The 25,601-nt window shown below is 72.5% G+C and carries 22 protein-coding genes; 16 read left to right on the top strand and 6 right to left on the bottom strand.

The annotated features are described in order from the left end of the window. The first annotated feature begins 266 nt into the window (after nt 1–266). Both N912_RS52115 and N912_RS0115460 read left to right on the top strand, forming a co-directional pair. Complete coding sequence (locus tag N912_RS52115) at nt 267–1,694, top strand: DHA2 family efflux MFS transporter permease subunit (protein ID WP_245645286.1); 1,428 nt, start codon at nt 267–269, stop codon at nt 1,692–1,694. 55 nt (nt 1,695–1,749) lie between these two features. Next, entirely contained in the window at nt 1,750–3,102 is a 1,353-nt protein-coding gene (locus N912_RS0115460; RefSeq protein WP_169747881.1) for a cytochrome P450, read from the top strand. A 6-nt stretch (nt 3,103–3,108) separates the two neighbouring features. Here N912_RS0115460 and N912_RS0115465 read toward each other — a convergent pair whose 3' ends face one another. Continuing rightward, nucleotides 3,109–6,228 (bottom strand): CHAT domain-containing protein, encoded by a 3,120-nt coding sequence (locus N912_RS0115465; protein WP_156993591.1) that lies wholly within the window; start codon nt 6,226–6,228, stop codon nt 3,109–3,111. A 128-nt stretch (nt 6,229–6,356) separates the two neighbouring features. Here N912_RS0115465 and N912_RS0115470 point away from each other — a divergent pair, with 128 nt between their 5' ends. Continuing rightward, complete coding sequence (locus N912_RS0115470) at nt 6,357–6,680, top strand: hypothetical protein (protein WP_037064442.1); 324 nt, start codon at nt 6,357–6,359, stop codon at nt 6,678–6,680. Beyond that, nucleotides 6,677–7,618 carry a hypothetical protein gene (locus N912_RS52120; RefSeq protein ID WP_051580208.1) on the top strand — a complete coding sequence of 314 codons (942 nt, stop codon included), beginning with the start codon at nt 6,677–6,679 and terminating at the stop codon, nt 7,616–7,618. Before N912_RS0115470 ends, N912_RS52120 begins: the two co-directional genes overlap by 4 nt. Here N912_RS52120 and N912_RS0115480 read toward each other — a convergent pair. The 4 genes from N912_RS0115480 to N912_RS0115495 form a co-directional block, all read right to left on the bottom strand. Further along, a complete protein-coding gene (locus N912_RS0115480) occupies nt 7,568–8,395 on the bottom strand; it encodes a hypothetical protein (RefSeq protein WP_028923146.1) in 828 nt (275 codons plus the stop codon). The genes N912_RS52120 and N912_RS0115480 overlap by 51 nt on opposite strands. 101 nt (nt 8,396–8,496) lie before the next feature. After that, a complete protein-coding gene (locus N912_RS0115485; protein ID WP_028923147.1) occupies nt 8,497–9,129 on the bottom strand; it encodes a hypothetical protein in 633 nt (210 codons plus the stop codon). An 80-nt stretch (nt 9,130–9,209) separates the two neighbouring features. Then, entirely contained in the window at nt 9,210–9,476 is a 267-nt protein-coding gene (locus N912_RS0115490; RefSeq protein WP_028923148.1) for a DUF1876 domain-containing protein, read from the bottom strand. Between the two features lie 89 nt (nt 9,477–9,565). Further along, a complete protein-coding gene (locus N912_RS0115495; protein WP_028923149.1) occupies nt 9,566–10,594 on the bottom strand; it encodes a LacI family DNA-binding transcriptional regulator in 1,029 nt (342 codons plus the stop codon). A 203-nt stretch (nt 10,595–10,797) separates the two neighbouring features. Here N912_RS0115495 and N912_RS0115500 point away from each other — a divergent pair, with 203 nt between their 5' ends. The 9 genes from N912_RS0115500 (at nt 10,798) to N912_RS0115540 (ending at nt 21,909) form a co-directional block, all read left to right on the top strand. Next, nucleotides 10,798–12,309, top strand: coding sequence for a sugar ABC transporter ATP-binding protein (locus N912_RS0115500; protein WP_028923150.1), 1,512 nt, complete (start codon nt 10,798–10,800; stop codon nt 12,307–12,309). Then, a complete protein-coding gene (locus tag N912_RS0115505; protein WP_028923151.1) occupies nt 12,306–13,331 on the top strand; it encodes an ABC transporter permease in 1,026 nt (341 codons plus the stop codon). Before N912_RS0115500 ends, N912_RS0115505 begins: the two co-directional genes overlap by 4 nt. Next, the gene (locus N912_RS52125; protein WP_051580209.1) at nt 13,321–14,340 is read left to right on the top strand and encodes an ABC transporter permease; all 1,020 of its coding nucleotides are present in this window, start codon (nt 13,321–13,323) and stop codon (nt 14,338–14,340) included. The genes N912_RS0115505 and N912_RS52125 overlap by 11 nt, the downstream gene beginning before the upstream one ends. Nucleotides 14,341–14,351: 11 nt before the next feature. Continuing rightward, the gene (gene rhaS / locus N912_RS0115515) at nt 14,352–15,425 is read left to right on the top strand and encodes a rhamnose ABC transporter substrate-binding protein (RefSeq protein WP_028923152.1); all 1,074 of its coding nucleotides are present in this window, start codon (nt 14,352–14,354) and stop codon (nt 15,423–15,425) included. Beyond that, complete coding sequence (locus N912_RS0115520; RefSeq protein WP_028923153.1) at nt 15,425–15,766, top strand: L-rhamnose mutarotase; 342 nt, start codon at nt 15,425–15,427, stop codon at nt 15,764–15,766. The genes rhaS and N912_RS0115520 overlap by 1 nt, the downstream gene beginning before the upstream one ends. Next, on the top strand, nt 15,763–16,923 hold the full coding sequence (gene rhaI / locus N912_RS0115525; RefSeq protein WP_028923154.1) for an L-rhamnose isomerase: 1,161 nt from the start codon (nt 15,763–15,765) through the stop codon (nt 16,921–16,923). The genes N912_RS0115520 and rhaI overlap by 4 nt, the downstream gene beginning before the upstream one ends. Nucleotides 16,924–16,992: 69 nt before the next feature. Further along, entirely contained in the window at nt 16,993–19,017 is a 2,025-nt protein-coding gene (locus tag N912_RS0115530; RefSeq protein ID WP_028923155.1) for a bifunctional rhamnulose-1-phosphate aldolase/short-chain dehydrogenase, read from the top strand. A 16-nt stretch (nt 19,018–19,033) separates the two neighbouring features. Then, nucleotides 19,034–20,440, top strand: coding sequence for an L-fucose/L-arabinose isomerase family protein (locus tag N912_RS0115535; protein ID WP_028923156.1), 1,407 nt, complete (start codon nt 19,034–19,036; stop codon nt 20,438–20,440). Continuing rightward, complete coding sequence (locus tag N912_RS0115540) at nt 20,437–21,909, top strand: rhamnulokinase (RefSeq protein ID WP_028923157.1); 1,473 nt, start codon at nt 20,437–20,439, stop codon at nt 21,907–21,909. Before N912_RS0115535 ends, N912_RS0115540 begins: the two co-directional genes overlap by 4 nt. Here the strand turns inward: N912_RS0115540 and N912_RS0115545 are convergent. Continuing rightward, nucleotides 21,894–22,298, bottom strand: coding sequence for a MarR family winged helix-turn-helix transcriptional regulator (locus N912_RS0115545; RefSeq protein WP_342670856.1), 405 nt, complete (start codon nt 22,296–22,298; stop codon nt 21,894–21,896). The genes N912_RS0115540 and N912_RS0115545 overlap by 16 nt on opposite strands. Before the next feature lie 122 nt (nt 22,299–22,420). Here N912_RS0115545 and N912_RS0115550 point away from each other — a divergent pair, with 122 nt between their 5' ends. The 3 genes from N912_RS0115550 to N912_RS0115560 all read left to right on the top strand — a co-directional run bounded on the left by N912_RS0115550 (nt 22,421) and on the right by N912_RS0115560 (nt 25,574). Further along, nucleotides 22,421–23,497, top strand: a complete 1,077-nt coding sequence (locus N912_RS0115550; RefSeq protein ID WP_028923159.1) for a substrate-binding domain-containing protein — start codon at nt 22,421–22,423, stop codon at nt 23,495–23,497. Nucleotides 23,498–23,845: 348 nt separating this feature from the next. Continuing rightward, nucleotides 23,846–24,475: an AmiS/UreI family transporter gene (locus tag N912_RS0115555; protein WP_028923160.1), complete on the top strand. Its 630-nt coding sequence runs from the start codon at nt 23,846–23,848 to the stop codon at nt 24,473–24,475. 61 nt (nt 24,476–24,536) lie between these two features. Then, on the top strand, nt 24,537–25,574 hold the full coding sequence (locus N912_RS0115560) for an aliphatic amidase (protein WP_028923161.1): 1,038 nt from the start codon (nt 24,537–24,539) through the stop codon (nt 25,572–25,574). The last annotated feature ends 27 nt before the right edge of the window (nt 25,575–25,601 follow it).

The raw sequence follows: 25,601 nt of genomic DNA on the forward strand, positions 1-25,601 counted from the left end.
GTTCTCCCAGTGCCGTGACTACTCCGACAGAGTAGTCCAGTTACTACGTCGGTACGGAGGCCGGAGGTGTTACCGGCTGTCTCATGAACGCCGGTCGACCGGGATGCTCGGCTCGCCGCGGCGTCGTCTCGTTCACCACGTGCTCGTCCTCTCCGCGCGGGTCCCTCACCGTGTTGACCCCGTCCGCGCCCGAAACTGGGCGCGCCCAGTTTCCGCGGTTGTCGGTGTCGGCACGGCTGAACGTCACGACAACCTTGGAGGGACAGGTGGAAGGACACCTCGAACCGGACCGGGCGCGCGGATGGGTGCTGGCCCTGGTCTCGGTGGCGTCGTTCATGGTGGTGCTCGACCTGCTGGTGGTGTCCACCGCGCTGAGCGCGATCCAGGCCGGCCTCGGCGCCTCGCTGGCCGAGCTGGAGTGGACGGTCAACTCCTACACCCTGAGCTTCGCGGTGCTGCTGATGACCGCGACGGTGATCGGGGACCGGCTGGGGCGCCGGCGGGTGTTCGCGGCCGGGCTGGCGCTGTTCGCGCTGGCCTCGGCGGCGTGCGCGGTGGCGCCGGGCACGGGCGCGTTGATCGCGGCGCGCGCGGTGCAGGGCGCCGGCGCGGCGACGATCATGCCGCTGGCGCTGTCGCAGCTCAACGCCGCCTTCCCGCCCGAGCGGCGGGGTTGGGCGCTGGGCGTGTACGGCAGCGTCACCGGGCTGGGCGCGGTGCTGGGGCCGGTGGTGGGCGGCGCGGTCACCCAGGGGCTGGACTGGCGGTGGATCTTCTGGCTCAACGTGCCGGTCGCGGCGGTGGTGATCGGCCTGGGGTACGCGCGGCTGCGGGAGACCTTCGGGCCACGGGCGCGGCTCGACCTCGGTGGCCTGGCGCTGGTCAGCGCGGCGTCGCTGGGGCTGGTGTGGGGGCTGGTGCGCGGCAACGCGGCCGGGTGGCTCAGCCCGGAGGTGGCCGGCACGCTGGTCGGCGGGGCGGTGCTGGCGGCGGGGTTCGTGGCCTGGGAGCGGCGCGCGGCGGCGCCGATGCTGCCGATGCGGCTGTTCGGCTCGCGGGCCTTCTCCGCCGGCAACCTCGCGGTGTTCTGCCTGAACGGCTCGATGGCCGGGGCGATCTTCTTCACCGCCCAGTTCGAGCAGGTCACCCTCGGGTACGGCGCGCTCGGTGCCGGGCTGGGGCTGCTGCCGTGGGGGCTCACGCCGTTCCTGCTGGCCATGAAGGCCGGCGCGCTGGCGGACAGGTTCGGCACCCGGCCGCTGGTCATCGCCGGGCTGGGGTTGCAGCTGCTGGGCATGGCCTGGCTCGCGCTGGTCGCCAGCCCGGGCGCCGGCTACCCGGTGATGGTGGCGCCGATGCTGGTGAGTGGCGCCGGGCTGGCGCTGGGCATGCCGGCGGTCACCAAGTCCGTGGTCGGCTCGGTCGCGCCCGGAGACATCGGCACCGCGTCCGGCGCATACACCACCATGCGCCAGCTCGGCGGGGCGTTCGGGGTGGCGGTCCCGGCCGCCGTGTTCGCCGCCGCCGGCAGCTACGACTCGCCGTCGGATTTCGGGGCGGGCTACCCCTACGCCATCGCCGCCGCGGCCGCGCTGTCCGCCGTGGGCACGCTGGCGGCCTGCGCCCTGCCGAGGGCCGCTTCCTTGCCCGCCGTGGCTCGTTCCACCAACGCGCGCACCGATACCCGGTCTTGACCAACGGGCCGGGCGGAGCGTGCCACGATGGTCAGTCGACGGGATGGGGTGGGCCATGCCAGTGGGTCGCGAGGTCACGGGGTTCCGGAGCGCGCCGCTGGTGGGGGCGCTGCCGTGGTTGGCGAGGGATCCGGTCGGGGTGTGTGCCGGGGCGGCGCTGGCCAACGGCGGGTTCGCCAGGGTTCCGGTCGGGCCGACAGCCGTCTACATCGTGTCGAACCCGGAGTACGTGCGTCAGGTCCTGGTCACGAAGGCCGGCAACTACAGCAAGGGCCGGATCATGAACGGGATCCGGGTCGCGCTGGGGGAGGGGCTGTTCACCGCGGAGGGCGCGCTGTGGAAGCGCCAGCGCCGGCTCATGCAGCCCGCCTTCCAGCAGCACGGGCTGCGGCTGACCGGGGAGGTGACGACGGACATCTGGGCCCGCCGGCTGGACGGCTGGTCCGGCACCGTCGACCTGCTGGCCGAGTTCCTGCACCTGGACATCGCGGTGATCCTGCGGGTGCTGTTCTCCTCGGACCTGCCCGAGGGGCAGGCCAGGACGCTGGTGGAGCTGGCCGACACGGTGTTCGCCGGCATGGCGGGGCAGCTCCCGGCGTTCTTCCTGCCGGGCTGGGTGCCGGTGCCCGGCCGTGCCAGGTACCGGCGGGCGGTGGAGGCGCTGGGCACCGAGATCTACCGGTTGATCAGCGAGCATCGCGACGACAAGTCGGGCGGCGAGCTGCTGGACTCGCTGCTCACCGCCCGCGACCCGGACAGCGGCGAGCCGATGAGCGACCGGCAGCTGCGCGACGAGATCTTCACCATGTTCATGGCCGGCTACGAGTCCACCGCGACCAGCCTGGCCTGGACCTGCCACCTGCTGATCGGCCACCCCGAGGTCGCCGCGCGGCTGACCTCGGAGATCGACGGTGCGCTGGGCGGGCGGGTCCCCACGGTGGAGGACCTGCCCGCGCTGCCCTACGCGGGCAAGGTCCTCTCCGAGGGGCTGCGGCTGTTCCCGGCGTTCCCGATGTACTTCCGGTCCGCGCTGGAGGAGGACCGGCTCGGCGACCGGACGGTGCCGCCCGGCGCGCAGCTGATCATCTGCCCGTACGCCACCCACCGCGACCCCGACCACTGGCCCGACCCCGACCGGTTCGACCCGGACCGGTTCGCCCCCGCCCAGGTCGCCCAGCGGCACCGGGGCGCCTACTTCCCGTTCGGGGTCGGGCAGCGCCGCTGCATCGGCGAGCCGATGGCGTTGACCATCGCGCAGCTCGCGCTGGTCATGCTGGTGCAGCGGTTCGAGCTGGCCCCGGCCGGCGACCGGGACGCGACCGGCCGCTACGCGATGACCTACCAGCCCAAGCACGGGGTGCCGGTCACCGTGGTGCCGCGTTCGGCGCCGGTCGCCCCTCCGGCGTGAGGTGCTTCAGGCGCCGTAGTGGACGTAGGCGGCCCACCGCGTCGGCACCGCGCGGGCCTGCTTGCGCTGCTGCCGGGTGGCCTGGTGCAGGGCCTCGGCGACCATGGTCAGGTCCGGCGGGGCCAGGCCGTCGCCGGTGAGGATGGCGTAGACGCGGCGCGCGACGGCGGCGGCGGGGCGATCGCCGATCGGCCACAGGGTCCCGATCACATTGCGGTACCCGGCGAGCTGGAAGGCCGCGGTGAGCTGGGTGGACTCGTCGACCTGGAGCGGGTTGCCCTCCGAGGTGCCGCACGCGGACAGGTAGGCCAGCTCTCCGGACTCGAGGTGCAGCCGCGTGATGTCGTGCACGGTCAGCGGGTGCGTGAGGTGGTCGTGGAGCAGCAGGCGGCTGCGTGCGGGGTCGTGCCGGTCGGCGACACCGTGGCAGACGAGGTGGGCGATGCCGTTGTTGCGCAGCGCCGTGATGACGGAGTCACGGTCGGTTGCGGTGCCGACGAGAACGGTGGCGTCCGGGATGAGCGTGCCGATGGCGTCCGCCTCGAGGACAGCGGAGTCGAGCGGAGGACACTCCGGCGCGTCCGGAACCGCGACCACGACGGCGGGCGAGGACGGCGAGGGCGGGCGCTCGCGCACGTGGGCCAGCGCCCGGATGCTCGGCGTGTAGGAGCTGATCACCCGGTCCATGACCGAGTCGGCGCCGGACCCCGCCGGGTGACGGCCGGCGGCGTGCAGGGGCAGGAGCGCCAACAGCCCGACCGGACACCACCAGATCCTCGGCCAGCGCCCATCTTCCGGGGTCGCACCGGCGTGGCCGAGGCGCAGCAGCACCGGTTCGCCGATGTTGTCCCAGATCCAGCCGAGGACGCCGAGCACGCGCCGTTGCGCGGCACGGCGCTCCTCGGCGGGCCGGCTCCGGTCGGCCGCCGTGCTCCGAGCCGCGTCGAGCTCGGCTACCTGGGCCGCGACCGCGGAGGCGGTCACGTCCGGGGGGAGGGCGAGCACGTCGACGCGGTTGCCGGGATCGTCGCGCACGATCAGCGCATGGCCCCGCTGCTCGTGGGTCGTCAGGTACACGATCGGGCCGTGCTCGGCTTGTTCGGCCAGCTCGTCGATGAGCCTCGGGCGCAGGAACCGCTCCAGGCCGTCGCGTTGGCGTATGCGGTCGAGCTGCCGGTCCCACTCCTGGTTGAGCCGCTCGCGCCGGGCGGCGAGCTCTCGATGCCGGGCGCCGAGCTCCGCCGTCGGGAGGACGGCCCCGAGCACTGCGGACTCGTGGTCGAGGGCGTTGACGGCCCGGCGCAGCTTGTCGAACGGCTCGGCGAGATCGGGGGCGAGCGTGCGCAGCTCGGTCAGGTCGCCTCGGGTCTCGAGCGTGCTGGCCAGGATCAGGCCCCTGGTCTGCTCCAGCAGCTCGACGGCGCGTTCGGGCCGGCCGACCGAGATCGCGGCCGCGGCGACGGTGGAGGCGAGACCGAACGCGGTCTGGAGGCGATGCTCCCGGTCGGCGCGTGCTACGTCGCGCACGATCACCATCGGCAGCAGCTCGACCGCGGTCTCGGCCAGCCGCAGCGCCTGGTTGCGGTGCCCCGCCAGCAGGGCAGACCTGGCCGCTCGCTGTGCCGCGCGCACGCGGTAGATCGGCGAGGCGGCGGTTCTGCGGACGGCGGAGGCGTAGACGTTGACGCACTCGCGTGCCGTGGCCTGGTCGCCGGTGTGCTCGGCCTGGAGCGCGAGGACGTCACCGAGGTTCGACAGCAGGTCGGCGCGGTGGGGATGCATCGGCGAGGTGGCTTCGACGGCGTCCCTGGCGAACCGCACCGCCTGTGTCATGTCCAAGCCCGTGGCGCCCGCGTGCGTGGCGGCCTCCAGCACCTGACCGAGGTTCGTCAGGACGGCCGCGCGGTCGGGGTGGTCCGGCGGTGTAGATGCCGCCGCGTTCGACGCGGCGTGCAGCGCACGATCGAGGAACTGGCGCTGCTTCGTCCGGTAGTACAGCTCCATGAGCGCGTTGATCAGGCTGGTCAGGTGATCCACGTACGCGGGGTGGTCGTAGGAGGTGGCGTCGCGCGCGCCGTCGGCCAGTCGCACCGCATCCAGCAGCATCTCTACATCGCCGTCGCGGCGGGCACGGACGACGAGCGCCTGGCTCAGGACGGACAGCGCCCTGGGGCGTTCCGGGTCGTCCGATGCGAACTCCTCGAGCGCTTCGCGTCCGAGCAGCACTGCCTCGTGCGCGCTCGCCCGGTCGTCGACGCGGTCGGCGAGCATCCGCAGGTGGCTGGCGAGGTTCATCTTGTACGTCGCGCGGTACAGGAACGGCGGCTGGAGAGCGTTGAGCGCGTCCCTGCCGGCCTCCACGGCCTGCCGCAGGACCGGGAGCTCGCCGGTGCGGTCGTACTCGAGCCTGAGCGTGGCGGCCAGCACGTTCAGCGCTATCGGGTGATTGCTGCTCCCGGCGGGGGTGGCCGCGACCACGTCCTGGGCGATCTCCAACGCCTCGTCCAGCACCTCGCCGTTGGCGTTGCGCTCGTACTGGGCGCGCAGCGCATTGCCGAGGCTTGCCCGAAACGCGTCATACCTCGGGCCGCCGATCGACGTGCTTGAGACCGCATGCCGGCCCAGCTCGACCGCATTCCGGAGGGCGTCGAGATCACCGATCCGCTCGTAGACCAGGCGCAGTGCGACGCAGAGCCTGTTCGCGCAGGCGGCGTCGCCCTGGCTGCCCGGCGGGTAACCGGACCGTGCCGCTCGGAAGGCATTGACGGCCAGTTGCAGGTCCGAGAGCTCGCCCGCCCATTCGTACGCCGTCTGGAGCGTGTCGCCGAGCTTGATCAGCATGCGTTCGCGGTCGGGCTGGTCGGGGTGGACGGCGCCGAGCGCGTTTCGGGCGGTCCGCGCCGCATCGGGCAGGAATGCGGGGTCCGCCGTCAGATCGAAGAATCGGTCCAGCAGTCGGCTGGCGTTGAACTGATGGGGAAGGAACGCGGGGTGGTCGGGCGCGGGGATGGAGGAAGCCGACTCCCGGTAGGCCTCGACGGCACGCCGCAGCGTCCTCGGCTCTCCGGTGCGTTCGAACTCGGCCAGCAGTTGCTCAATGCGCTGCCTCGCCTCTTCGAATGCCATGAATCGGCCCATCGGTGTCGAGAGACGACCGGAAGTGGCACGATCGTAGCGTGCGGGACATTCTTCCGGCGATGCGGCGGATCGGTCGACTCTGTGCAAATCTGGAAGGGGACTCCACCCTTCGAGTGTTGCTGACCGAATCGGGCCTTTCCGACGGCGCGTGGACCCGAATCGTCGAGGCCGTGCGCCGGGGCCAGGCGGACGAACTGATCCCACTGCTGGACGAGCTCGAGGACGCCGCCGCCAACGCCGGTCTCGACGGCGTCACCGGCTCCGCGCGCGAGTACCGGCCGCTGCCGGCGTCCTCCCCGGGCGTGCGGACCGTCAGCGGCTGGCGATGCCCCCACACGCACCCCTGCGGGCGCGCCGAGGTCGGCGCCGACCGGGGGATCGAGCGCCGGTGCGAGCTCACCGGCGACCCGATGGCCTGGGCTCACGTGACCAGCGTGTGAACGGGCTACTCGACCAGCTGGGCAAGAAGGTCGCCGACAGTTGGCTGACCACGCTGCTGCTGCCCGGGATGCTCTGGGTGTGCACGGCTGCGCTGGCCTGGCAGCTGGGCTGGGCGCACGCGCTGGACCCGGGCGCGGCGGAACCCTTGATCCGGTGGCTCGACGGCTCGCGCCCGGCCGGGCAGGGCATCGCCGTGGCGGTGGTCGCGCTGATCGTCGCCGCCGGCGCGGGCCTGACGGCGGCGGGCGTGGCGGCGGTGCTTCGCGGTGTCCGGCCGGTGGCCGCGCGGGGGGCGGTGGCGCGGTGGCTGCGCGCGATCCGGCGACGGCGCTGGGACCGGGCCGGGCGGCTCGCCGAGCGCCTCGAGGCGGACGCGTTGGGCGCCGCCGTCGGCTCGGTGGTCGCCGGACCCGAGATCGCCGAGGCGCGGGCCCGCCAGCACGCCATCGGCCTGGAGAGGCCCGAGCACGCCACCTGGGTGGGCGACCGCCTGCGCGCCACCGCCCTGCGCATCCACCGGGCGTACGGGCTGGACGTCACCGTGGCGTGGCCGCGGCTGTGGGTGGTCCTGCCCGACTCGCTGCGTGCCGATGTCGCCCAGGCACAGGGTTCCTACGCGGCGGCCGGGGTCCTCGTCGGGTGGGCGGTCCTCTATGCCCTGCTCGGCCTCCTGTGGGGCCCCGCGCTGCTCATCGCCTCGGTCGTGCTGGTGGTGGGCGTCCTGCGCGCCCGCTCGGCCACCGAGGTCCTCTGCCAGCTCGTCGAGGCCGCGGTCGACCTCTACGGCGCGGCGTTCGCCGAACAGCTGCGCATACCGTGCGACGGCGCGCTCACCCCCGCCGTCGGCGGCGCGATCGACGAACTGCTGCGCAAGGAGCCGCGCCGGTCAGCGCCGCCAGTCGCCGATCCCGTGCCAGACCGCCTCGACGAGCCGTAGCGTTCCGGGCTCGATCGCGGCGGCCCGGCTGGCCACGGCGCTCATCAGCTCCATGCCGCCATCCCGGTGCAGGCGGTGCCCGAGCGAGCGGAGCTCGACCAGGTCGAGGATCCAGTCCGAGATCTGCCCCTGGTTGAACAGGAGCAGGTCGAGGTGGTCCACCTCCAGCATCAGGCGCCGCTGGGTGGCGGTCAGCGTGCGGGACCGGCGCTCGCCGGCGGTGGCGAGCCCGGCCACCCTACGGGCCGCCCGGTCCAGGGGCGGCTCCTTGACGTTGTCGCCCACCCGTCGGTCCGGCTCGTTCGCCGTCTTGACCAGCTCCGATATCTTCCGGAGGTTGCGCAGGTTGAGCTGGCAGCCGGGGCACCACACGTCGGCGGGGATCGTGATCGCGTAGCCGCACGTGCAGGGCACGGACGTCGTGCCCTTCTTGCTGACGCCGCGCTGGCTGATCATGTGGCCGGCGCCGCATCTCGGGCAGGCGATCGGGAAGGAGACCTCGGGATCCGCGCCGGGCCGGCCGCACTCCGGACATGTGCCTGGGTCGGGGACGTAGTCACCTTCGTTGGCCGCGTAGCGCTCGGCCAGCCTGTCGTTGACGTCCGGTACTAGCCATTCGCACACCGAGCAGAACAGCGCGGCGTCGTAGTGGAAGGAGTGCCGCTCGCACGCGCTGCAGCTCAGGACGCAGGCGCCGTCGTTCTCCACCCTCGCGGCGATGGAGGACACGACGACCTCGGGGCGGGCGGTGAAGCACGCCGGGCAGATCGGATGCACCGCCTCGCACGCGCCCCGATGCGCGAGTGCGCAGATTCCACCGTGCAAAGGACCACACGAGAAGTCATGCGGGGTATGGGGACAGTCCTCGCGCTGGTATGTCATGGGGCACCGTCCGAGGCCACGGGGGGACTAACCCGCTCTCCGCAGCGGTCGCACGTCGGTTGGCGCGGATCGAAAGGCAGGTCCACGACGGGAATCGCACAGTCGACGCACATGAGCCGGCCGCAGCGTCCGCAAATGAGTGCGGTGCCGCGCAGGTTCTCCGGTGTGGAGACGAAAATGGCGCTCTCGTCCATCAGGCGCACGGTGATGTCGGCCCGACAGGAGCCGCATTCGACGACCTGCCCGTTGGCGAGACCGTGGTCCTTCCAGGGTTTCGCGCCGAGCGGTCTCGGCTGTGGCCCGAACGAGGGCGGCGTCCCGGGGACGAAGCGGGGGTGGGCGGGACCGGGGACGAGCCCGCCTCCCTCGGCCACGACCCCGAACACGTCGTTGTCCCTCAGGGCCTCGTCGTGGCGCCGGTGTCCGAGGGCGAACACGACGCGGCGGCTCGCCCAGCCCGCGCCGTAGCGCTCCATGACCTGCTCGGCGATCGCGGCAAGCTCGCCCTCGGACGCGTCGACGACCCCGTCGCACCCGTACGCGATGGCCCCCGTCCGCCGGTCGACCGGGTTCACCCAGCCGCCGAACCGTCGCTCGACCTGCAGCCGATAGTGGAAAGCGGTAGTCATGTGCGCCCACCCGCCCGTGACGTGTCAGCACAACACTCTGCCACGCGGGAGCGCAGAGGGGGACGGCCGAGCGCGGCGGGTCAGATGCGCGGGCTGGCCGGCTGCTGGGTGACCCGTTCGATGTCCTGCGCGGCCGCGCCCAGCAGGTGGTGGCTCAGCTCGGACAGCGCCCTGGCCGTCGCTAGCTCGTCGCCGATCTGGGGCACGTCGCGGTCGGTCGGGTTGCACCGGGCCAGCCCGATCCCGACCAGCTCGCCGGCGTCGCCGCGCAGGCTGGCGACCGCTCGGGTCCTGCCGTCGTGTTCGTCGATCTCGACGGCTATGTTCCAGTGCTTCGTCGCATGCATCTCGCTCACCTCGCCGTGGAGCCGCTCGCACCAGTGTCCCGCCGGAAGGGGCCGGGCGCGTTCCCCCGGTCGAGGCCGATTGGGGCCGGTCAGGCCGGGCGGAGGCGGGTGGACGCGCGGACGATCAGCTCGGGGTCGAACACGACCTGGCGGTGCTCGTGCGCGGGGTCACCGGTGGCCTCGGCCAGCAGCAGCTCGGCGGCGGTGCGGCCGAGCAGGTGCCTCGGCTGGCTGACCGAGGTGAGCGGCACGGCGGCGGCCTGGGCGAACTCGATGTCGTCGTAGCCCACGATGGCCAGGTCGTCGGGCACCCGCAGCCCCAGGCGGACCATCCGCTGCAGCAGGCCGAGCGCCAGCAGGTCGTTGGCGCAGAACGCCGAGGTGGGGCGGCGCGCGGCCGGCAGCCCGGCCAGCCGCTCCCCGGCGCGGCGGCCCTCGGCCACGGTCAGCGCGTCGGTCTCCAGCACGACCAGCGAGGACGGATCCTGGCCGGCCCGCTCCAGCGCGCGCCGGGCGCCCGTCATCCGGTCGTTCACCTGGCCGAGCACGGTGGGGCCGCCGACGAACGCGATCCGGCGGTGCCCGGTGTCGAGCAGGTGGGTCACCGCGAGGTCGCCGCCCAGCACGTCGTCCACGGTGACCGAGCACCTGTCCGGCCCGCCGCCCCGGTCAACCAGGACCAGCGGCGTGCCCCGGCGGGGCAGCAGCTCCAGGCGGGTGTCCTCGGCGTCGATCGGCGTGATCAGCACGCCCTCCACCCGCTGCTCCTCCAGCAGGTCGAGGTACGCGGACTGGCGGGCCTCGTCCTGGCCGCTGTTGCACAGGTACACGGCCAGGCCGGCGGCGTCGGCGGCCTCCTGCACGCCGAGGGTGACGTCGGTGAAGAACGGGTTCGTCGCGTCCAGCACCACGTAGGCCAGCGTGCGGCTGTTGCCGCCGCGCAGTTGCCGGGCCGAGTCGTTGCGCACGAAGCCGAGCGCGGCGATGGAGGCGTGTACGCGCGAGCGGGTGCGCTCGCTGACCCGGTCGGGCCGGTTGAGCACGTTGGACACGGTGCCGAGTGAGACGCCGGCGTGCGCCGCCACGTCCTTCATGCTCGGCGTGCCCGGGTCGGACATCTGACCGCTCCGATCTGTGAAACGTAACAAACCCGGCCGGGTCGTGCGGCGAAGCTTAGCCCAAGGCCCCGGTTCGGCCGCACGGCCGTGAACGACCTTCCGTGGCCGGTAGACACCCCCTTGACGCGGTATCGCCGGCAACCCTACTGTGGCCTGCGCCACGAGTTGAAACGTTTCACTACAACGGGGTGTGGAGGGTGGACATGGCCCGTGCAGAGCCGCCGCTGCTCGCCGTGCGGTCCGTGGCCAAGTCCTTCGGCGCGGTGGCCGCCGTGCGCGACGTCTCGTTCCCGCTGCACGCGGGGGAGGTGCACGCGCTGGTGGGGGAGAACGGCGCTGGCAAGTCGACGATCGTGAAGATGCTGGCCGGCGTGCACGCCCCGGACGCCGGCCGGATCGAGCTGGACGGCGTGGCGATCGAGCTGGGCGAGCCGGCCGCCGCGATCGGCGCCGGCATCGCGGTGATCTACCAGGAGCCGACGCTGTTCCCGGATCTCTCGGTGGCGGAGAACATCCTGATGGGACGCCAGCCCCTGCGCCGTTTCCGGCGGATCGACCGGCGGCGGATGAACGAGGAGGCGGCCGGCTACTTCGCGCGGCTCGGCGTGGCCATCGACCCGGACCGGCCGGCGCGCGGGCTGTCCATCGCCGACCAGCAGATCGTCGAGATCGCCAAGGCGCTGTCGCTGCGCGCGCGGGTGATCGTCATGGACGAGCCGACGGCCGCGCTCACCGCCGTCGAGGTGGCCAGGTTGTTCGAGGTGGTTCGCGCGCTGCGGGAGGGCGGGGCGGCGGTGCTGTTCATCTCGCACCGGTTCGACGAGATCACCGCGCTGTGCGACCGGGTCACCGTGATGCGCGACGGCGCGCTGGTGTCCACCGACCCGCTGGCGAGCGTCACCGTGGACGAGCTGGTGCGGCGGATGGTCGGCCGGCCGCTGGACACGCTGTACCCGGCACGGCGGGCGGAGCCGGGCCCGGGCGAGCCGGTGCTGGAGGTGACCGGGCTGGGCCGGTCCGGGGTGTTCTCCGACGTGTCGTTCACCGTCCGCGCGGGCGAGATCGTCGCGCTGGCCGGGCTGGTCGGGGCGGGGCGCTCCGAGGTAGCGCGCGCGGTGTTCGGGGTGGACCCGCGCGATGCCGGCAGCGTCCGGGTGCACGGGCGGGAGCTGCGCCGGCACGACCCGGTGGCGGCCATGCGCGCCGGCGTCGCCCTGGTCCCGGAGGACCGGCGCCAGCAGGGCCTGGTGCTGGACGCCTCGATCCAGCGCAACGTGGCGGCCACCCGGCTGGGGGCGCTCGCGAGGTACGGGCTGTTGGTCGACGGCGCCGAACGCCGGCACGCCGCGCGCTGGGCGGACCGGCTGCACACCCGCTACGCCGCGCTGTCCGACCCGGTGGGCCGGCTGTCCGGGGGCAACCAGCAGAAGGTGGTGCTGGCCAAGTGGCTGTCCACCGAGCCGAGGCTGCTCATCGTGGACGAGCCGACCCGCGGCATCGACGTGGCCACCAAGGCGGAGGTGCACCGGCTGCTCGCCGAGCTGGCCGCCGAGGGGGTGGCCATCCTGATGGTGTCCTCGGAGCTGCCCGAGGTGCTGGGCATGGCCGACCGGGTGTTGGTGATGCGCGAGGGCCGGCTGGTCGCCGAGCTGCCCAGGGGGCGCGCCGACGAGGAGTCGGTGATGCTCGCCGCGACCGGGGTGGCGGCCGCATGACGGGCGCGGGGGTGCGCGCGGACCGGGCGGCGGAGTCCAGGGTCGGGTTCCTGGTGCGGGCCCGCGAGCTGGGCATCCTGTTGGCGCTGGCCGCCCTGGTCGCGGTCACGGCGGTGGCCAACCCGAGGTTCCTGTCCGCCCAGTCGGTCCAGGACCTGTTGCTCGGCGCCGCGATCATGCTGGTGCTCGCGGTCGGCCAGACGGTTGTGGTCATCACGCGGAACATCGACCTCTCGGTCGGCTCGGTGCTCGGGCTGGCCGCGTTCGCGGTCGGCTCGCTGCTGCGCGCGGCGCCGGGCACGCCGGTGCTGGTGGCGGTGCTGGCCGGGCTCGCGTTCGGGGCGGGGTGCGGGCTGGTCAACGGGGCGTTGGTGCGGTTCGGGAAGGTGCCGGCGCTGGTGGTCACGCTCGGCACGCTGTACGTCTACCGGGGCGTCGGCTACTTCTGGGCGGGCGGCCAGCAGATCAACGCGGACAAGCTGCCGTCCGCCTTCCTCGGCTTCGGCACCGCGACCGTGCTCGGGGTCCCGGTGCTGGTGTTGATCGGGCTCGCGGTGCTGGTCGTCGCGGGCGTGGTGCTGCGCGACTACCGGTGCGGGCGCGAGCTGTACGCGATGGGCTCCAGCCCGGAGGCGGCGCGGCTGGCCGGCATCCCGGTCGGGCGCAGGACGCTGGCGGCGTTCGTGGTCAGCGGGGCGCTGGCCGGGCTGGCCGGGGTGCTGTTCGCGGCCCGGTTCGGCACCGTGGACGCCTCGGCGGGCACCGGGTACGAGCTGAACGTGGTCGCGGCGGTGGTGGTCGGCGGGGTGGCGGTGTTCGGCGGCAGCGGCACGGTGTGGGGCGCGGCGCTGGGGGCGCTGCTGCTCACCACGATCGGCGCCGCGCTGCCGGTGCTCGGGGTGAGCCAGTTCTGGCAGCAGGCGGTGGTGGGCGCGCTGATCCTGGTCGCGATCGGCACCGACCGGGTGGTCGCGGCGCGGATCGCGGCGTCGCTGCGGCGGAGGGAGTCGCATGCGATCTAGGGCCGCACGCCGGCTGGCGTCCTGGGACGTCGCGATAGTGGTCGTGCTCGCGGTGTTCCTGGCCGTCGCCTCGATCACCGTCGACAGGTTCGCCTCCGCGCGCAACGTCTCCTTCCTGCTGCTGGACCTGGCCCCGATCGCGCTGATCGCGCTGCCCATGACGTTGATCATCGTGACCGGCGAGATCGACCTGTCGGTGGCCAGCACGCTCGGGCTGACCAGCGCGGTGCTCGGCGCGCTGTGGGACGGCGGCTGGCCGATGGAGGCGATCGTCCCGGCCTGCCTGCTGCTCGGGGCGGTGCTGGGCGCGTTGAACGGGCTGTTCGTGACGGTGCTCGGGCTGCCGTCGCTGGCGGTCACCATCGGCACCCTGGCGCTGTACCGGGGGCTGGCGTTCGTGGTGCTCGGCGACCGCGCGGTGGCGCAGTTCCCGCCCGGGCTCACCGGGTGGGTGAGCGCCGGCGTCCCGACCCTGTTGTTGCCGCTGCTCGCGCTCGCGCTGGTGTTCGCGGTGCTGCTGCACGCCACGCCGCTGGGCCGGCGGCTGTTCGCGGCCGGTGCGAACGTGGAGGCGGCCCGGTTCACCGGCGTACGGGTGGCCGCCGTCAAGTTCTGGCTGTACGTGGCGTGCGGCGCGGTGTGCGCGCTGGCCGGCGTGCTCTGGACGCTGCGCTACTCCTCGGCCCGCGCGGACAACGGCTCCGGCCTGGAGCTCGCGGTGGTGGCCGCCGTTCTCCTCGGCGGCGTGTCGATCTTCGGCGGTCGCGGCACGCTGTGGGGCGTGCTGGCCGGGGTGCTGCTGCTCACCTCGCTGCAGAACGCGCTGCGCCTGCTCGACGTCTCCACCGAGGCGCTCACCCTGGTCACCGGGCTGCTGCTGATCGTCTCGGTGCTCGCCCCGAACGCGGTGTCCGCGCTGGGCCGCCGCCGTCGGCGCCCGCCTTCCGCGCCGTCAGTTCACCCCACGGCTTCGGCACCGGCAGAGCCGCCGGTGGTCCGGTCCTCCTGAGAGGAGCTGCCATGTCCCCGCTCTCCCTACCTCGTGTGGCGTCGCTCGCGTTCGCGGTCGCGCTCGCCGTGGGTGTCACCGCGTGTGGTGGCACGACGAAAGAGTCCACCGGCTCGTCCGGCCCGCCCACCACGACCGCGGCGGCGAACCCGAACGCGCCGCTCAAGACCGGGCTGAAGGTCGCGTTCCTGCCCAAGCAGCTGAACAACCCGTACAGCGACATCGAGGCCGGCGGCGGCCGGGTCGCGGTGGGCGAGCTGCGCGGCGAGTTCAAGCTGGTCGGGCCGAACGACGCCAGCGCATCCTCGCAGGTCAGCTACGTCAACACGCTGATCCAGCAGCAACAGGACGTGATCGGCATCGCGGCCAACGACCCGAACGCGGTGTGCCCGTCGCTGAACCAGGCGCGCGCCGCCGGGATCAAGGTGGTGGCGTTCGACTCGGACGCGGCCAAGAACTGCCGCGACCTGTTCGTCAACCAGGCCACCACCGCCGGCATCGGCCAGATCCTGGTGTCCATGACCAGGGAGCTGGTCGGCGGCTCCGGGGACATCGCGATCCTGTCCGCCACCCCGAACGCCACCAACCAGAACTCCTGGATCGAGGTGGCGAAGGCCGAGCTGGCCAAGCCGGAGAACTCCGGGCTCAAGCTGGTGACCACCGTGTACGGCAACGACGACGACCAGAAGTCGTTCCAGGAGGCCCAGGGCCTGCTGCAGAGCTACCCGAACCTGAAGGCGATCGTGGCCCCGACCACGGTGGGCATCGCGGCCACCGCCCGGTACGTGTCCGGCTCGGCGTACAAGGGCAAGGTGGTGGTGACCGGGCTGGGCACCCCGAACCAGATGCGCCAGTTCGTCAAGGACGGCACGGTCCAGCGGTTCGCGCTGTGGAACCCCGCCGACATCGGCTACCTGGCCGGATACGCCAGCGTGGCGCTCGCGTCCGGGCGGATCACCGGCGCGGAGGGCCAGAAGTTCGCGGCCGGCAAGCTCGGCGAGTACACCATCGGCCGCGACGGCGAGATCGTCCTCGGCCCGCCGACGGTGTTCACCGCGCAGAACATCGACCAGTTCAACTTCTGATGGCCCGCTACTGCTTCCTGCTGCGGGTCCGGTCCGACCGGCTCGACGAGTACCGGGAGCGGCACCGGGCGGTGTGGCCGGAGATGCTGGCCGCCCTGCGCGACGCCGGCTGGCGGAACTACTCGCTGCACCTGCGCGCGGACGGGCTGCTGGTCGGCTACGTCGAGGCGGACGACCTCGCCGAGGCGCGGGAGGCGATGGCCGTGACCGAGGTGAACGCCCGCTGGCAGGCCGAGATGTCCGAGTTCTTCACCGACCTGGACGGCCGCCGCCCGGACCAGGGCTTCGAGCTGCTCGAGGAGATCTTCCACTTGGAGACCCAGCTGGAGAGGGTGCCGTGAACGACGAGCTGAAGGTGGCGTTGCGCGGGCAGCGGATCGAGACGCCGTCCTGGGCGTACGCGAACTCGGGGACCCGGTTCAAGGTGTTCGCCCAGGCCGGTGTGCCGCGCAACCCGGAGGAGAAGATCGCCGACGCGGCCGTGGTGCACCGGCTCACCGGGGTGGCGCCCACGGTGGCGCTGCACATCCCGTGGGACCGGGTGGACGACTACGCCGCCCTCTCCAGGTACGCCGCCGACCAGGGCGTCGGCCTCGGCGCGATCAACGCCAACGTGTTCCAGGAGGACGACTACAAGCTCGGCTCGGTGACCAACCCGGACCCGGCGGTTCGCCGCAAGGCCATCGACCACCTGCTCGAATGCGTCGACATCATGGACGCGACGGGCTCGCGGGACCTCAAGCTCTGGTTCTCCGACGGCACCAACTACCCGGGCCAGGACTCCGTCCGTGCCCGCCAGGACCGGCTGGCGGAGGCGCTGCGCGAGGTCTACGACCGGTTGGGCGAGCACCAGCGGATGCTGCTGGAGTACAAGCTGTTCGAGCCGGCCTTCTACATGACCGACGTGCCGGACTGGGGCACCGCGTACGCGCATTGCCTGGCGCTGGGCCCGAAGGCGGTGGTCTGCATCGACACCGGCCACCACGCGCCGGGGACCAACATCGAGTTCATCGTGGCGGTGCTGCTGCGGGCCGGACGGCTCGGCGCGTTCGACTTCAACTCCCGGTTCTACGCCGACGACGACCTGATGGTGGGCGCGGCCGACCCGTTCCAGCTGTTCCGGATCATGCACGAGATCGTGTCCGCCGGCGCGCTCGCGCCCGAGGCCGGGATCGCGTTCATGCTCGACCAGTGCCACAACATCGAGCCGAAGATCCCGGCGATCATCCGCTCGGTGCTCAACGTGCAGGAGGCCACCGCGAAGGCGCTGCTGGTGGACGCCGCCGCGCTGGCCGCCGCCCAGTACAGCGGTGACGTGCTCGCCGCGAACTCCGTACTCATGGACGCCTTCGCCACCGACGTCCGACCGCTGCTGGCCGACGTCCGCACCGAGATGAACCTTGACCCCGACCCGGTCGCCGCCTACCACCGCTCCGGATACGCCGAGAAGATCATCGCCGACCGGGTCGGCGGCGAGCAGGCCGGATGGGGCGCTTGACGAACCCGTGAGTGGTTAGCGTTGTCATAGCAACGCTAACCACTCACGGGTCCTGACCAGGGAGGACACGTGATCCGGGAGTTGTTGGCGCGGAGTAACCGTTTGGGTGCGGACCCGCGTACCACGAACTACGCGGGCGGGAACACCTCCGCGAAGGGCTCGGACGTCGACCCCGCCACCGGTGAGACGGTGCCACTGCTGTGGGTGAAGGGCTCGGGCGGTGACCTGGGCACGCTCACCGAGCGCGGGCTGGCGGTGCTGCGGCTGGACCGGCTGCGCGGGCTGGTCGACGTCTACCCGGGGGTGGACCGGGAGGACGAGATGGTGGCCGCGTTCGACTACTGCCTGCACGGTCGCGGCGGGGCGGCGCCGTCTATCGACACCGCCATGCACGGGCTGCTGGACGCGCCGCACGTCGACCACCTGCACCCGGACGCGGGCATCGCGATCGCCGCGGCCGCCGACGGGGAGGCGCTGACCAAGGAGATCTTCGGCGACCGAGTGGTGTGGGTGCCGTGGCGGCGGCCGGGCTTCCAGCTCGGGCTGGACATCGCCGCCGTCGCCGAGGCGCACCCGGAAGCCATCGGGGTGATCCTGGGCGGGCACGGCATCACCGCGTGGGGGGCGACGTCCGACGAGTGCGAGGCCCGGTCGAACGAGATCATCCAGACCGCCCAGCGCTACCTGGACACCCGGGGCGCGCCCGAGCCGTTCGGCCCGGTCCGGCCGGGGTTCGAGCCGCTCCCGCCCGCCGAACGCCGAGAACGCGCCGCCGCCCTCGCCCCGGTGATCAGGGGCCTGGCCTCGACCGACCGCCGCCAGATCGGCCACTTCACCGACTCCGACGCCGTCCTGGACTTCCTGTCCAGGCAGAAGCTCGCGCCCCTGGCCGCCCTGGGCACCTCGTGTCCGGACCACTTCCTGCGCACCAAGGTCCGCCCGCTGGTGCTGGATCTGCCGGCGGTCACGCCGCTGGACGCCGTCGCAGCCAGGCTGCGCGACCTGCACGCCGAGTACCGGGAGGAGTACGCCGCCTACTACCGCCGCCATGCCGACGCCGACTCCCCGCCGATGCGCGGAGCCGACCCGGCGATCGTGCTGGTGCCCGGGGTGGGCATGTTCAGCTTCGGGGCGAACGCCCAGACCGCGCGGGTGGCCGGCGAGTTCTACCTCAACGCGATCAACGTGATGCGCGGGGCGGAGTCGGTCTCGCGGTACGCGCCGATCCCGGAGTCGGAGAAGTTCCGCATCGAGTACTGGGCGCTGGAGGAGGCCAAGCTCGCCCGGCTGCCCAAGCCGAAGCCGCTGGCCGGCCGGGTCGCCCTGGTCACCGGCGGCGGCTCGGGCATCGGGCGGGCGATCGCGCACCGGCTGGCCGCCGAGGGCGCCTGCGTGGTCGTCGCCGACCGCGACGCCACCGCCGCCGCCACGGTCGCCGACGAGCTGGGATCCACCGACACCGCCATACCCGTGACCGCCGACGTGACCTCCGCGACCGACGTCGCCGCCGCGATAAGCACGGCCGCAACGGCGTTCGGCGGGGTGGACATCGTGGTCAACAACGCCGGCCTGTCGGTGTCGAAGCCGCTGCTGGAGACCACCGAGGCGGACTGGGACCTCCAGCACGACGTGATGGCCCGAGGCTCCTTCCTGGTCTCCCGTGAAGCGGCGCGCGCCATGACCGCGCAGGGTACCGGCGGTGACATCGTCTACGTGACCAGCAAGAACTCCGTGTTCGCCGGCCCCAACAACGTGGCATACGGCGCCGCCAAGGCCGACCAGGCGCACCAGGTCCGGCTGCTCGCCGCCGAGCTGGGCGAGCACGGCATCCGGGTCAACGGCGTGAACCCGGACGGCGTGGTGCGCGGCTCCGGGATCTTCGCCGGCGGCTGGGGCGCCCAGCGCGCCGCCGTCTACGGCGTCCCCGAGGACGAGCTCGGCGCGTTCTACGCCCAGCGCACCCTGCTCAAGCGCGAGGTCCTGCCCGAGCACGTCGCCTCGGCGGTGTTCGCGCTGGTCGGCGGCGAGCTGTCGCAGACCACCGGCCTGCACATCCCGGTGGACGCCGGCGTACCGGCGGCGTTCCTGAGATAACCCGAGGGAGGTACCAATGACACGGCGGACCAGGGTCGGGCTGGTGTCCGGCGGGCTGGGCGCGTACTGGCCGCAGTTCCCGGACCTGCTGCCCACGCTGAAGGGCTCGGCGGTGCGGGTGGCCGAGCGGTTGCGCGGGCTGGGCGACGTCGAGGTGGTGGACGTCGGGTTCATCTCCGACGAGCGGGACGGGGCGTCCGCCGCCGAGCGGCTGCGGGTGGCCGGCTGCGACCTGATCGTCGGGTTCCTGACCACGTACCTGACGTCGTCCATGCTGGTCCCGGTGGCGCAGCGGTCGCAGGCGCCGGTGCTGTTGGTCAACCTGCAGCCCACCGAGGCGATGGACCACGAGACGTTCGACACCGGCGCCTGGCTGGCCTACTGCGGGGCCTGCCCGCTGCCGGAGATGGCCAACGCGTTCGCCAGGGTCGGGGTGCCGTTCCGGTCGGTGTCCGGGTACCTGGAGGACGAGCGGGCCTGGGAACGCATCGCCAGGTGGGTGGCGGCGGCCGGGGTGCGCGGCGCGCTGCGGCACGCCAGGCACGGGCTGCTCGGGCACCTCTACCCGGGCATGCTGGACGTGGCCACCGACCTCACCTCGGTACCGGCCCAGCTCGGCGGGCACGTCGAGGTGCTGGAGCTGGACGACCTGCGAGTGCGGGTGGAGCAGGTCACCGACGCGGAGACCGAGGAGCGGATCGCGCACGCCCGCGAGGTGTTCACCGTGGACGAGACGGTCAACGCGGACGACCTCGCCTGGGCCGCGAAGGTCTCGGTCGGGCTGGACCGGCTGGTGGACGACTTCGCGCTGGACAGCCTGGCCTACTACCACCGGGGCCTGAACGGCGAGCAGCACGAGCGGCTGGGCGCCGGGCTGATCCTGGGCGCCTCGCTGCTCACCGCGCGCGGGCTGCCGGCGGCGGGGGAGTACGAGCTGCGCAACTCCATCGCCATGCTGATCATGGACCGGCTCGGCGGCGGGGGTTCGTTCACCGAGCTGCAGGCGTTGAACTTCACCGATGGCGTGGTCGAGATGGGTCACGACGGGCCGGCGCACCTGGCGATCAGCGCGCGGCGGCCGCTGCTGCGCGGGCTGGGGGTGTACCACGGCAAGCGCGGGTGGGGCGTGTCCGTCGAGTTCGACGTGAGGCCGGGGCCGGTCACCACGTTCGGGCTGGGGCAGCGCGCGGACGGCGGGTTTGTCATGGTGGCCGCCGAGGGCGAGGTGGTGCCGGGGCCGCTGCTGCGGATCGGCAACACCACGTCCCGGGTGGACTTCGGCGCCGACCCCGGCGAGTGGACCGACGCCTGGAGCGCCTCCGGGGTCAACCACCACTGGGCGCTGGGCACCGGGCACCGGGCCGGCGAGCTGCGCGCGGTCGCCGACCTGCTCGGGGTGGAGTTCCGCGAGGTACGGGTGTGACCTCGGCGACGGTGGCCGCCGTGGACCTCGGCGGGTCCAGCGGCCGGGTGATGCTCGCGCGCATCGGGCCGGGGGAGCTGGCGCTGTCCGAGGCGCACCGGATCTGGAACGGCGTGGTCCGGGTCGGCGACACCCTGCACTGGGACGCGCTCGGGCTGTACCGGGGGATCCTGGACGGGCTGCGCGCGGCGGGTCGAGCGGCAGGAAGGCTGGACGCGGTCGGGATCGACACCTGGGGGGTCGACTACGGGCTGCTGGACGCCACCGGCGCGCTGCTCGGCAACCCGGTGTCCTACCGGGACGACCGCACCGTCGGGGTGGCGCGGGCCGTGCACGAACGCATCGGCGCCGACGAGCTGTACGCCGTCACCGGCATCCAGGAGCTGTCCTTCAACACCGTCTACCAGCTCGCCGCCGCCGAAGGCTCGCCGCAGCTCACCGCCGCGCGGACCCTGCTCATGCTGCCCGATCTGATGGCCTACTGGCTGACCGGCGAACAGCGCGCGGAGATCACCGTCGCGTCCACCACCGGGCTGCTCGACGCGCGCACCCGCCGCTGGTCCGAGCCGGTCATGCGGCGGGTCGGCATCGACCCCGGGCTGTTCCCCGAGCTGTCCGAGCCGGGCCAGCCGGCCGGCGAGCTGACCGCGCCGCTACGAGCCGAGACCGGCCTTGCCGGGCCGTTGCCGGTGATCACCGTAGGGTCGCACGACACCGCGTCCGCGCTGGTCGGGACGCCGGTCACGGCCGAGCGGTTCGGGTACGTCTCGTGCGGCACCTGGTCGCTGGTCGGGCTCGAACTGGACCGCCCGGTGCTCACCGGGGCCAGCAGGGAGGCGAAGTTCTCCAACGAGCTGGGCGTGGACGGCACCGTCCGCTACCTGCACAACGTGATGGGCCTGTGGCTGCTGTCGGAGTCGCTGCGAACCTGGGGCGGTGCCAACCTGGAGCAACTGCTCGCCGAGGCCGCCCGCCTGCCGCCACTCGCCGCGGTGATCGACCCGGACGCCCCGGAGTTCCTGCCGCCCGGCGACATGCCGTCCCGGATCGCGGCCGCCTGCGCGCGCCTCGACCAGCCGGTGCCCGCGTCCCGAGCGCACACCGTGCGGTGCATCTTGGACAGCCTCGCGCTGGCCTACCGCCGCACGCTGTCCCGGGCCCGCGAGCTGGCCGACCAGGACATCGACGTGGTGCACCTGGTCGGCGGCGGCAGCCGCAACGCGCTGCTCTGCCAGCTCACCGCCGACGCCTGCGAGCGCCCCGTACTGGCCGGGCCGGCCGAGGCCGCCGCGCTCGGCAACGCCCTGATGCAGGCCCGCGCGCTCGACGCCGCGCCCGACTCCCTACCAGGGCTGCGCCGCATGGTGGCCACCGCTCACCAACCGGTCCACTACTCACCGACCGGCGACGCCGCGCGATGGCGGGCCGCCGAACGCCGGCTGACCGGTGCGACCTACTCGGCGAGCTGACCCAGCGAGGTCAGCAGCGTGGTGGGCATGTCGGTGGCGGCTAGCAGCTCGCGCTCCAGCTCGGTCAGCTTGCCGCTGACCCGCCGGTGCGCGGCGCGTCCCCTCGGGCTCAGGTAGACCCGGACCCGGCGGCGGTCGGCGGAGTCCACCTCGCGGAAGGCCAGGGCGGTCATGACCAGGCGATCCACCACCCTGGTCAGGGTGGGGCCGGTCAGCCGGGTGTCGGTGCCCAGCTCGGTCATGGTCGAGCCCCGCGAGCCGGCCAGTGCGTCGAGCACCAGCCACTGGTCTAGGGTCAGGCCCGCTTCCTTGAGCGTCGGCTCGACGCGGGTGGCGATCGTGCGGGTGGCCCTGGAGAGCGCGCGAACGAGTGAACCTCCGGTATCCACTGGTGCGCCCATTCGCCGACCCGCCTTCGCCCTTGTGTAAATGCTAGTTCATTGTAAGACTTCCGCCTGAAAGTAAGTCAGTGACGACGAACCCGGCCTCGGCCAGTACGGGAGGCGGTCACGTGAGCGTCGCCACCCGGGAGCGCAACCGCGCTGACACCTGGCGCGTCGCGATGGTCATTCCGCTGCAGGGGCCGGCCGGCCTGTTCGGCCCGTCCTGCGAGGCCATCAGCGACCTGGCCGTGCACGAGCTCAACCAGGCCGGCGGCATCCTGGGCCGGCGCGTCGAGGTCGAGATCGTGGACGGCGGGGCACGCCCGGAGCGGGTCGCGGCGGAGCTGGACCGGCTGGTGTGCGCCGGGCGGGTGGACGCGGTCACCGGCTGGCACATCTCCTCGGTGCGCCACGCGCTCGCGCCGGTCCTCGCCGACCGGGTGCCCTACGTCTACACCTCGCTCTACGAGGGCGGCGAGCGCCGTGCCGGCATCTACTGCTGCGGCGAGGTGCCCCGGTTCCAGATCCGCCCGGCGCTGCGCTGGCTGCGCGACAACCTCGCCACCCGGCGCTGGTTCGTCATCGGCGACGACTACGTCTGGCCGCGCGGGTCGTCGGCAGCCGTGCGGCAGTACGCGCACGAGCTGGACCTGGACATCGTGAACGAGACGTTCGTCCGCCTCGGCTCCGGCGATGTTGCCCAGATGGCGGAGCGGGTCGCCGCGAGCGGCTGCGACGGCGTGCTGATGCTGCTCGTCGGGCAGGACGCGGTGGACTTCAACCGGCGCTTCGCCGCGCTCGGGCTGCAGGAGCGGATCGTCCGGTACAGCCCGCTGATGGAGGAGAACATGCTGCTGGCCAGCGGCGCCTCCGCCACCAGGAACCTGTTCGTCTCCGCCGCGTACTTCCGCTCGCTGGTCACCGCCGACGCCATGGACCTGGTGGGCCGCTATGTCGGCCTGCACGGCCCGAGCGCGCCGCCGCTGAACAACATGGCCGAGTCCTGCTACGAAGGCATGCACACGATGGCCGAGGTGGCCGGCCGGGCCGGCAGCGCCGACCTGCGCGAGCTGAACGCGGCCATCGACGGCGTGGCCTACCACGGCCCGCGCGGCACCATCGAGTTCCGCGGCCCGCAGGCCGCCCAGCACGTCTACCTCGCCGTCGCCGACGGCTACGACTTCGAGGTCATCACCCGGCTCTAGCCTCGCCGCCCGGCAACGCCGCCCCCGCACCCCACCCTGACCGACGTTTCCGCTGGTCACCACCCGTGAGTGGTTAGAGGTGCCATAGCACCTCTAACCACTCACGGGTTCTGAGCTGGGGGTTTAGGCGCCGGGCTGGGTGAGGTAGCGGGGGTTGGCGACGGTCAGTTTGGAAACGGTGAGGGCGTCCGTCACGAAGCCCTGAGCTCGTGGCGTGGGCTCCCGTAGGTCCGCAACCGCCACCCACGCCGCCCTTGACGAGCCCTCGCTGTCTCATTACTTTCATCTGGAATTATTCCGGCTGGTGCTGAACGGAGGCGCCGGCGTCCGCTGACAGGGAGGTTGGCCATGGGTAACGTCGGCTTGCTCTACGTCGGGGCGGTGCTGCTGGTCAACGGCGTGATGATGTTGGGAGGGATACCGCCGCGCTCGGCCGCGGTGCTCAACCTGTTCGTGGGTGCGCTGCAGTGCGTCACCCCGACGGTGCTGATCCTCCAGGCCGGCAAGGACACCGACGCGATCCTCGGCGCCGCCGGGCTGTTCCTGTTCGGGTTCACCTACCTCTACGTCGGCATCGTGAACCTGGCCGGCCTGGAACCGGAGGGCATCGGCTGGTTCTCGCTGTTCGTGGCGGTCGCCGCGGTGGTGTACGCGGGGTTGAACTTCGCCCGCCTCGGCGACCCGGTGTTCGGCGTGATCTGGCTGTCCTGGGCGTTCCTGTGGGCGCTGTTCTTCGTGGTGCTCGGGCTCGGCGTGACGCGCCTGACCCGGTTCACCGGCTGGGCGGTGGTGCTGCTCAGCCAGCCGACCTGCACGGTGCCCGCGTTCCTCGGGATGACCGGCGGCTACAAGTCGACCGGAGGGCTCGCGCTGCTCGCCGCCGTGATCCTCGTGGTGCTGGTGGCGCTGGCCGCCGTGCTGAGCCGGCGTGGCCAGGACCGGGCCGAGGCGGCCTCGGGGTCGGCGGTACCGGCCTGAGGCCTGAGGCCGGACAGACAGACGTCTTGATCAAGTAGAAACGAGTAGGGAGAGAACGCTCATGCGACATGGTGACATCTCCGCGAGCCCGGACACCGTGGGTATTGCGGTGGTCAACTACAAGATGCCTCGGCTGCACACCAAGGACGAGGTGCTGGACAACGCCCGCAAGATCGCCGACATGCTGGTGGGCATGAAGACGGGCCTGCCCGGGATGGACCTGGTGGTGTTCCCGGAGTACTCCACCCAGGGCATCATGTACGACCAGGACGAGATGTACGCGACGGCGGCGACGATCCCCGGCCCGGAGACCGACATCTTCGCCGCCGCGTGCCGCGAGGCCGACACCTGGGGCGTCTTCTCGATCACCGGTGAGCAGCACGAGGACCACCCGAACAAGCCGCCGTACAACACCCTGGTGCTGATCAACAACCACGGCGAGATCGTGCAGAAGTACCGCAAGATCCTGCCGTGGTGTCCGATCGAGGGCTGGTACCCGGGCGACTCGACGTACGTGACGGTGGGGCCGAAGGGCCTGAAGGTCTCGTTGATCATCTGTGACGACGGGAACTACCCGGAGATCTGGCGGGACTGCGCGATGAAGGGCGCCGAGCTGATCGTGCGCTGCCAGGGGTACATGTACCCGGCCAAGGACCAGCAGGTGCTGATGGCCAAGGCGATGGCGTGGGCGAACAACTGCTACGTGGCGGTGGCCAACGCGGCCGGGTTCGACGGGGTGTACTCGTACTTCGGCCATTCGTCGATCATCGGGTTCGACGGGCGGACGCTGGGTGAGACCGGTGAGGAGGAGTACGGCATCCAGTACGCGCAGCTGTCGCTGTCCGCGATCCGGGACGCCCGCGAGTACGACCAGTCGCAGAACCACCTGTTCAAGCTGCTGCACCGGGGTTACTCCGGGGTGCACGCGGCCGGTGACGGCGACAAGGGGGTGGCGGACTGCCCGTTCGAGTTCTACCGCAGCTGGGTGACCGACGCGCAGAAGACGCGGGAGAACGTGGAGGCGATCACCCGCCGCACCGTGGGCGTGGCCGACTGCCAGGTCGGTGACCTTCCGGTGGAGAAGACGCTGCAGGCCTGACCCGCACCAAGGGGGTCACAGAGAAGG

Origin of the sequence: Actinospineispora acaciae DSM 45401, from assembly GCF_000620785.1 — a bacterium.
Taxonomy (GTDB): domain Bacteria; phylum Actinomycetota; class Actinomycetes; order Mycobacteriales; family Pseudonocardiaceae; genus Pseudonocardia; species Pseudonocardia acaciae.

Coding starts and splice junctions, on each gene's coding strand:
- N912_RS0115560 (WP_028923161.1), top strand. CDS start 24,537: ATGCGACATGGTGACATCTCCGCGAGCCCGGACACCGTGGGTATTGCG.
- N912_RS0115505 (WP_028923151.1), top strand. CDS start 12,306: ATGACGGGCGCGGGGGTGCGCGCGGACCGGGCGGCGGAGTCCAGGGTC.
- N912_RS0115460 (WP_169747881.1), top strand. CDS start 1,750: ATGCCAGTGGGTCGCGAGGTCACGGGGTTCCGGAGCGCGCCGCTGGTG.
- N912_RS0115500 (WP_028923150.1), top strand. CDS start 10,798: ATGGCCCGTGCAGAGCCGCCGCTGCTCGCCGTGCGGTCCGTGGCCAAG.
- N912_RS0115490 (WP_028923148.1), bottom strand. CDS start 9,476: ATGCATGCGACGAAGCACTGGAACATAGCCGTCGAGATCGACGAACAC.
- N912_RS0115535 (WP_028923156.1), top strand. CDS start 19,034: ATGACACGGCGGACCAGGGTCGGGCTGGTGTCCGGCGGGCTGGGCGCG.
- N912_RS0115485 (WP_028923147.1), bottom strand. CDS start 9,129: ATGACTACCGCTTTCCACTATCGGCTGCAGGTCGAGCGACGGTTCGGC.
- rhaS (WP_028923152.1), top strand. CDS start 14,352: ATGTCCCCGCTCTCCCTACCTCGTGTGGCGTCGCTCGCGTTCGCGGTC.
- N912_RS0115465 (WP_156993591.1), bottom strand. CDS start 6,228: ATGGCATTCGAAGAGGCGAGGCAGCGCATTGAGCAACTGCTGGCCGAG.
- N912_RS52125 (WP_051580209.1), top strand. CDS start 13,321: ATGCGATCTAGGGCCGCACGCCGGCTGGCGTCCTGGGACGTCGCGATA.
- N912_RS0115555 (WP_028923160.1), top strand. CDS start 23,846: ATGGGTAACGTCGGCTTGCTCTACGTCGGGGCGGTGCTGCTGGTCAAC.
- N912_RS0115495 (WP_028923149.1), bottom strand. CDS start 10,594: ATGTCCGACCCGGGCACGCCGAGCATGAAGGACGTGGCGGCGCACGCC.
- N912_RS0115520 (WP_028923153.1), top strand. CDS start 15,425: ATGGCCCGCTACTGCTTCCTGCTGCGGGTCCGGTCCGACCGGCTCGAC.